The organism is Streptomyces sp. NPDC002588, from assembly GCF_040295925.1.
Lineage (GTDB): Bacteria > Actinomycetota > Actinomycetes > Streptomycetales > Streptomycetaceae > Streptomyces.
In genome coordinates this window covers 79477-86895 of the sequence record NZ_JBEOWF010000048.1, presented here as the reverse complement: position 1 = coordinate 86895, position 7419 = coordinate 79477, and the positions used below count along the sequence as shown (strand labels likewise).

The following is a 7419-nucleotide window of genomic DNA, read 5'->3' as shown; positions in this document are numbered from 1 at the left end:
CCTCGTAGCGGAGCTACTAGGGCTTTTGTCCGGTGCGGCGAGAGTGCGTGCCGGGCGTCGCGACGCCGCGGAGATCCATCAGAAGGGCCCTAGGCGCGCCGCCGCACCACGGGAAGGCACGGCGGGCTCCGGCCGGGTTCAGGAGAAGCCGTGGACGACGTGCCGGACCCGCGCCACGGTGTCGCCGTACGTCCCGAAGTGGGCCAGCACACTGAGGTGTTCACGCAGGTGCAGCAGCGGCATACGGTCCCGCCAGCCGTCGGCCAGGGGGCAGATCTCCTGGTACGCGCGGAAGAAGCGGTCCGGCGGAGGGTCGCAGCAGTAGATCATGCTGAGGTCGGACTCGGCCCACATCCAGCACACCGCCGGGTCGATGAACACGGGCTCGCCGGCCGGGTCCGCCACGATGTTGCCGCGCCAGAGGTCTCCGTGGTTGAGCACGCTCGGGGCCGCCGGGACGAGCCGCGGAAGACGCTCGCAGATCCGCTCCAGGCCCGCCAGGTCGGCCGCGTCGAGGGCCTGGCGGACCTTGGGCTCACGGAGGTAGCGGCGGATCCTGCGCTCGGCGAAGAACTCGTGGCCGTCGGCGGTGGGGCCGTTCTCCTGGGGAAGCAGGCCCAGCCGTCCGTCGGTGTCCCAGCCGAACCGGTCGCCGCGCACGGAGTGCACCATGGCGAGGGTGCGGCCGGCCGCCTCCCAGAACTCGCCGGTGTCGGGCCGTGGCCGCAGCGCCTCCATGAGGACGTGGTGCGTGCTCACCTCGAACACCCGGGGAGTCCGGATGCCCGCCCGCTCCCGGAGCGCCCCGAGGCCCGCCGCCTCCAGCGGGAACAGGTCGCCCGGCGCGTCGAGGGACCCCTTGAGGACGTACGCCGTCCCGTCGTCGAGGGTCAGCCGCCAGACATCGTTCACGGCGCCGCCGGAGAGCGGCTCGGCGTCGGTCACGCGCGGGACGACCGCACTGGGCAGGCTCTTCCAGAGCTCGGTCGGCGCGGTCACCGGGCCGGCCCCGACGACGCGTCCCACAGGGGGCGGGCGGAAGGAGACATCACGTACATCATCCTGTCCGGGAGTGCGGGTTCCAGCCGATCGGCATCAGGATCGCTCCTGCTCCGCGCCGGGTCCGGGTCGCCGTACCCGCCGCCGGAGCCATTTCGGCCGTCCGCCGCGCCGGCCAGGGGCGGATGATGGCCGGTATGCACATCCGTATCGACGCCGTCGAGCTGCCCGGGCGCACCTGCCCGGCCCGCGCCGACGGGAGCGTCCCCGAGTACGCCAACATCCATGTCGCCGTGCAGCGTCGCGACCGTCCGGCCGAACTCCTCGAACCACAGCCCGGCGACGCCGTGTCCGCGACCTGGACCCTTCAGTGCACCGCGACCGCCGCACCCGACGGCATCGAAGTGACAGGCCCGTATGTGCAGGACCGTCTGGGCCGCCGGTTCGTCTACCTGTCCTGGGGCACGGTCGACGACGCGGGCGTCTTCACCATGTTCCGCCGCGCCAAGCTCATGCTCGACGCCGTCCCCGTCGAGGTACTGGCCGCCGCCGCGCACCACGGCCTGCTGGTCGGACGCCTCGGCCTGACCGACGCGCACGGCGGCCCCCTGTGCGCACGCGTCGAGCCCCCGCACATCACCTGGACCGCCGAGGACGCCTTCTAGGCCGCCGCCGACCGGAGGCCCGGTGGACGGAGAACCAAATTGCTTGACTTAAGCAAGCTCTATATGGTTGCCTAACTCAAGCAAGCAAGTCCTCCCGAAAGGCAGATCCCATGAAGGCGCTCCTCTCCTCCCGTCCCGTCCTGTGGTTCCTGTTCCTGTTCAACCTCGCCGTCGCCGCGGTCGCCCCCTTCGCCGTCGACGGCACCCAGGGCCTCCTCACCAGCGCCGGCATGGGCGTCGTCGCCCTCGGCGCGGGCAGCGGCCTCCTCCGGAGCCGGAGCCGGGGCCGGCACGCCTGACCCCGGGGCGGGACACACCTCACCCGCCCCGCTCCCGGACCCCTCGAAGCCTCTCGAACGTCCTTGGAACACACCCGAACCCACGACCTCAGGAGCGTCTCCCATGCCGCACACCGTCACCACCACGACCAAGCGGTCCCGCACCGGCCGGCCCACGTCCGCCACCGCCGCCCCGTCCCGGCACAGGGCCGACACCACCGCCACCGCCATGCCCCTGCTGCGCGGCATGGCCCTGCTCTTCGCCCCGTCGAAGAGCAACGAACTCGAATAATCCGCAACCTTAGATTGCACGCTGCGCATCTTCGCAAGGGGCCGATGGAATCGACCACCCGGTCTTAAACACCGGGGACGGGATCAATATTCTCCCGCTCAGGGGCCGTATCACAGGGAATTCAGAGGAGCTTGAGAGCTCGGATCCCGATTACGGCGTGGTAGACAAGGAAGCCGGAATACGCCTTCCCCTCTCCCCCTTTTCCTTCTCTCTCCCCTCTCTGCGACCCGAGGAGATTTCTCCGACCATGCGCAAGAACCTCGCTCTCACAACCGGCGCTGTTCTGTCGGCGGCTCTCGTCGTCAGCGGCTGCGGTTCAGGTGATTCCACGACATCCTCGTCGAGCCCCTCTGCGCAGCAGGGCAACAGCCAGGGGGGCCCAGGGGGGATGGGTATGCAGCAGGTCACGGAGGTCGATCTCAACACCGACGGGGCAAGCCCGGGCGGCGCCGACACCGCGGCGGTCGTCAAGGCGGTGAAGACGTTCCTGGCCACCCTGGACGACACCCAGCGGGACAAGGTCGAGTACGACTTCTCGGACAACAAGGCGCGGCAGACCTGGTCGAACTTCCCCGCGACCACCGTGCCCCGCGAGGGCATCGAGATGTCCGACCTCACCGCCGCGCAGCAGAAGGCCGCCGACGCGGTGCTCCAGGTGGCGCTGAGCCCCGAAGGGGCCCAGGAGGACGCCGACATCCGGAAGGCCGACAACGAGCTGAACCGCCTCGGGGGCCAGGGCGCGGACGGTTTCGGCAGCCTGAAGGACTACTACTTCGCCGTGTACGGGACACCGTCGACGACGCAGCCGTTCATGGTCCAGTTCGGCGGGCACCACCTGGCCCGCAATCTCACCTACAACGGCGACAAGGTCAGCCAGACCCCGCAGTTCGTCGGCTCCGAGCCGACGTCGTTCACGTCCGGCGGCACCACCGTCGAGCCGGTCAAGGCCGAGTCGACGGCCGTGTTCGGCATGCTGGCGGGGCTCGACGCCGAGCAGAAGAAGGCCGCGGAGATCACCTCCGGGACGTTCGACGACCTGGTCATGGGCCCCGGCAAGGACTCGGGGGTGTTCCCCGCCGCCGAGGGGCTGTCGGTGTCGGAGCTGACCGCCGCCCAGAAGAAACTGGTCGTCGCGGCGATCAGGACGTATGTCGGTGACCTGAGCAGCACGGCCGCGGACAAGCTGATGGCGAAGTACGAGTCCGAGCTGGACACGACCCGCATCGGCTGGTCCAACAACGCCGGCCCGACCGACGAGAACAGCTACATCCGCATCGACGGCCCCAGCGTGTGGATCGAGTTCATCAACACCCGCAGCCAGAGCACACCCGACATCCACTACCACTCGGTGTACCGGGACAAGACCGACGACTACGGCAGCAGCAAGCCGAAGTGACCGTGCACACCATCACGCCTCCCCGGGCGGCGCCCCGCACAAGCCGGCACTCCCGGCGCGGCCCGCTCGGCAGGTGGGCGGCCCGCGCCGGAACACTGCTCGCGTGTCTCGCGGCCCTGACGGCCGTCCTCACGATCACGGCACCGACGCGCGCGGACGCCCACCCCCTCAGCACCACCGCGATCCTGCTCGACGTGGCACCGGACCAGGTGACCGGCAAGGTGGAACTGCCCATCGACCGGCTCGCCATCGCCCTCGACGAGCCCCTCACCGCGAAGACCGTCGTCCAGCCGGCCGAGCTCGGAGAACTGCGCCGCTACGTGCTCGGCCACACCTCCGCGGCCGACGCCGACGGTACCCGGTGGACCACCACCGTCGGCGGCGGTCGCGTCGAGAACATCGACGGTGTCGACCACCTGGTCTTCAGCCTGGTCCTGAGGCCGCCGACCGGCACGGTCCACGACTTCCGGCTCACCTACGACGGGATCGTGCACCACCTGCTGTCCCACCAGATCCTCGTCTCGCTGCGCCCCGACGGCTCCGCCGGCTACACGACCGCGGGCGTGCTCGACTGGCAGCAGCACACCATCGCGGTACCGGCCGCCGGTGCCTCCACCGGGCACGGTTTCGCCGCCGCCGTCCATCTGGGCGTCCGGCACATCGCCGAAGGCGCCGACCATCTGCTGTTCCTCGTCATGCTGCTGCTCCCCGCACCGCTCCTGGCCCGCCGCGGCCGTTGGGTCCGCGCCGACGACCTGCGCCGCAACTGCCTGCGCGTCGTGCACGTGGTCACCGCCTTCGCCGTCGGGCACTCCATCACCCTCGCCCTGGCCGCCCTCGGCTACATCAGCGCTCCCACGCGCGTGGTGGAGAGCCTGATCGCCCTGTCCATCCTGGTCTCCGGCATCCACGCCCTCCGGCCCCTGGTCCCCGGCGGCGAGGCGTGGATCGCCGCCGGATTCGGACTCATGCACGGCCTCGCCTTCGCCGCACTGCTGGGCGGCCTCGACCTCGGCCACGGATCCCTGGTCACCACCCTTCTCGGCTTCAACCTCGGCATCGAACTGACCCAGCTCATGGTCGTCGCCCTGCTCATGCCGTCGCTGCTGGTCCTCAGCCGGACCCGGATCTACCCGGCGGCCCAACTCACCGTCGCCGCGATCGGCATCGTGCTGGCCGCGGCGTGGCTCGCCGAACGCACCACCCTGCTCCCGGACAACCCGCTCAACCACGTCTCCGACGCGCTCGTCGCCCATCCGTTCCTCGTCGCCGCGGCCCTCGCGGCCCTCGCGGCGGCCGGCTGGTCCGTCCCCGGCCTCCGTCACCGCGATCTCGCGGCCGCCCGGGGCTCAGCCGTGCAGTGAGCGGTACGCCGCGACCGCCCCGGGGTGCAGGGCGACGGCACCCGTGCCGATGAGACTGCGGACGTCCAGGAACTGGGTGCCGACGGCGTTGCGAGGGACCAGGGCGGTCGCGTGCAGGACCAGCAGACGGGTGAGCGCTTCGGCCACACCGCGGGGCAGGTCGGGGCGGCACACCAGCAGGTTGGAGACGCCGATGGTTTCGACACCGCCCGCCGCCCGGTACGCGCCCTGCGGCAAGGACACTTCCTCCAGGCCGGAGCCGGCCAGCCCGCCCCGGCCGCCGAGCCGGGACAACAGGCCGGCCAGCGGCAGGAACCGCAGACCGAACCGGTCGTCGAGACCGGACAGCACCGGCAGCGGTACGCCGCCCGCGACGAGCAGGGCGTCGACCGAGCCCGCCCGCATGGCGTCGGCCGCGTCGGCCAGCGGCAGATGGCGTACGGGGACGTCGGTGCCCGGGGAAAGACCCGCGGCGTGCAGGATCCGTTCGCCGAGTACGGCCGCGCCCGATCCTTCCGCACCGAGCGAGACGGTGTGACCGGCCAGGTCGGACACGGCGCGCACGGGCGAGTCGGCGCGGACGACGAACTGGAGGTACGTCTCGTACACCCTGCCGATCGCGCGCAGGGGCACCGGGTGCGGGAAGAGGTCGGTGCCCTGGGCCGCCCGCGCGGTGTCGGTGAGGACGAGCGCGAGGTCGGCGCGGCGGTCGCGGAGCTGTTCGATGTTGGTGACGCTGCCCGCGGTGGTGCGGACACGGCAGCTCAGACGGGGGTGCACCGCCGTGAGTTCCGCGGCGAGGAGGCGGCCGAAAGCCTCGTAGAACGCCGTGGGCTCACCGGTCGCGAAGCGCAGGACACCGCTCGGCTCGGGGCGCTGCCGGGAGGCGTCGCCCGTGAGCGCGCCGCCGAGGACGGCGACGGCCGCCGTGCCGAGGGCGGCGTGGAGAACGGTGCGGCGTTCGACGGGGCGGGCGCCGGCGAGGCGGTTCACCGCGCACCGCCTTCGCGGACGCCGGCCGCGGCGGTCATGGCGCGCGGCACGACCGCCCTGACCCGCAGCCCTCGCGGTCGCGCCGGCTCCAGCCCCAGTCCGCCTCCCCGCCCCGCCAGCAGTTGTTCGGCGATGGCCAGCCCCAGGCCCGTACCCGCCGTCCCGTCCTGTCGCTGCCGGCCCGAGCGCCAGAATCTCGTGGTGGCCAGGGCGAGTTCCTCCGTGTCCAGGCCCGGGCCGTCGTCCGTCACCGTGAGGACCGCGAGCGGACCTTCGACGGTGCAGCGCAGCGAGATCTCGGCACCCCCGCCCGCGAACTTGATGGCGTTGTCCAGCAGGATGTCCATGATCTGGGCGAGTTCGCGGTCCGCGCAGGCGGCCGGGACCGGGCGCGGCGGGGCCTGGAAGGTGAGGCGGGCGCCGGCGCGGCGGGCGACCGACTCCCACAGCCGGTACTGGGCCGCCGCGACCGCCGCGGCGTCGCAGTGGGCGTCCGAGCCGTCGGTCACGGTCAGCTCCCCGGCCCGGTGCTCCGCGGCGGCGAGGGCCAGCATGTCGTCGAGGAGGGTCTCCAGACGGTCGAGTTCGGTGGTGACGCCGGTGTAGGTGCGCCGGGCGGACACGGGCAGGTGGGTGCCCAGGGCGTCGACGCGCAGCCGCAGCGCCGCCATCGGGTTGCGCATCTGGTGCGAGGTGTCGGCGACGAGCCGACGTTGCTGCTCCAGGGCCGCCGTGACCGTGGCCGCCATGCGGTTGAAGCCGATCGCGAGCTGACGCAGTTCCGGCGGGCCGCCGGCCCGGGTCTGTTCGGGCGGGAGTCCCGCGGCGAGCTGACCGACGGCGCGGTCGAGGCGGCGCAGCGGGCTGACCACCCAGCGGGTCGCGGCCCGGGCGAGGATCGTGCAGGCGGCGGCGACCAGGGCGGTGCCTGCCAGGACGGCGGCCCAGCGCCGGGCGACGTCCTGCGCCGCGGTCCCCACCGAGGCCCGCAGGACGACGGCCCCGGAGACCCGGGTCCCGGTGCCCGCGGGCTCGGCGAACATCCGGTACCCCCGTGACCAGGGACGCAGCGAGCCCGCCGGGTGCGCGGTCTGGTTGCGGAGCGCCTCGTCGAGCAGCCGGGCGACGGCGGGGTCGGCCGCCCGCATGCCGCCGGTCTGGACGACGGGCTCGCGGCGCGTGTCGGTGACGACGAGTGGTTCCCCGTACAGCTGTGTGTAGCGCCGCGCCTCGGCGACGACGGCCGAGGTGTCGCCGGTCTGCGCGGCCTGGTCCATGAGGGACGCGAAACGGTCGAGGTCCGCGCTGCGGGCGAGGACCAGCTGCTGGGTGCGGTCGGACGCGGTGAAGAGCAGCAGCGGTACGGCGAACGCGGCCACCGCGATCACGACGAACAGCAGAAGTGCGGCCTGGACCCGGGTGCGCACGGCGG

8 protein-coding genes are annotated in these 7419 nt (G+C 72.4%); 5 read left to right on the top strand and 3 right to left on the bottom strand.

What is annotated here, in order from left to right; translation table 11 throughout:
* Positions 1-138: 138 nt before the first annotated feature.
* The gene (locus ABT057_RS39760; protein ID WP_352348799.1) at positions 139-999 is read right to left on the bottom strand and encodes a fructosamine kinase family protein; all 861 of its coding nucleotides are present in this window, start codon (positions 997-999) and stop codon (positions 139-141) included.
* A 197-nt stretch (positions 1000-1196) separates the two neighbouring features.
* Here ABT057_RS39760 and ABT057_RS39755 point away from each other — a divergent pair, with 197 nt between their 5' ends.
* The 5 genes from ABT057_RS39755 (at position 1197) to ABT057_RS39735 (ending at position 4994) form a co-directional block, all read left to right on the top strand.
* Positions 1197-1664 carry a DUF5990 family protein gene (locus tag ABT057_RS39755; RefSeq protein ID WP_352348798.1) on the top strand — a complete coding sequence of 156 codons (468 nt, stop codon included), beginning with the start codon at positions 1197-1199 and terminating at the stop codon, positions 1662-1664.
* 110 nt (positions 1665-1774) lie between these two features.
* On the top strand, positions 1775-1963 hold the full coding sequence (locus tag ABT057_RS39750; RefSeq protein ID WP_352348797.1) for a hypothetical protein: 189 nt from the start codon (positions 1775-1777) through the stop codon (positions 1961-1963).
* A 103-nt stretch (positions 1964-2066) separates the two neighbouring features.
* Complete coding sequence (locus tag ABT057_RS39745; RefSeq protein WP_352348796.1) at positions 2067-2234, top strand: hypothetical protein; 168 nt, start codon at positions 2067-2069, stop codon at positions 2232-2234.
* 394 nt (positions 2235-2628) lie between these two features.
* A complete protein-coding gene (locus ABT057_RS39740; protein ID WP_352348795.1) occupies positions 2629-3630 on the top strand; it encodes a DUF3500 domain-containing protein in 1002 nt (333 codons plus the stop codon).
* Complete coding sequence (locus ABT057_RS39735) at positions 3627-4994, top strand: HupE/UreJ family protein (RefSeq protein ID WP_352348794.1); 1368 nt, start codon at positions 3627-3629, stop codon at positions 4992-4994. The genes ABT057_RS39740 and ABT057_RS39735 overlap by 4 nt, the downstream gene beginning before the upstream one ends.
* On the opposite strand, the gene ABT057_RS39730 is transcribed toward ABT057_RS39735, so the two are convergent.
* Together ABT057_RS39730 and ABT057_RS39725 are read right to left on the bottom strand one after the other, a co-directional pair.
* Positions 4980-5987 (bottom strand): TAXI family TRAP transporter solute-binding subunit, encoded by a 1008-nt coding sequence (locus ABT057_RS39730; RefSeq protein ID WP_352348793.1) that lies wholly within the window; start codon positions 5985-5987, stop codon positions 4980-4982. The two genes, ABT057_RS39735 and ABT057_RS39730, sit on opposite strands and share 15 nt — an antisense overlap.
* The gene (locus tag ABT057_RS39725; RefSeq protein WP_352348792.1) at positions 5984-7414 is read right to left on the bottom strand and encodes a sensor histidine kinase; all 1431 of its coding nucleotides are present in this window, start codon (positions 7412-7414) and stop codon (positions 5984-5986) included. Before ABT057_RS39725 ends, ABT057_RS39730 begins: the two co-directional genes overlap by 4 nt.
* Positions 7415-7419: the final 5 nt, after the last annotated feature.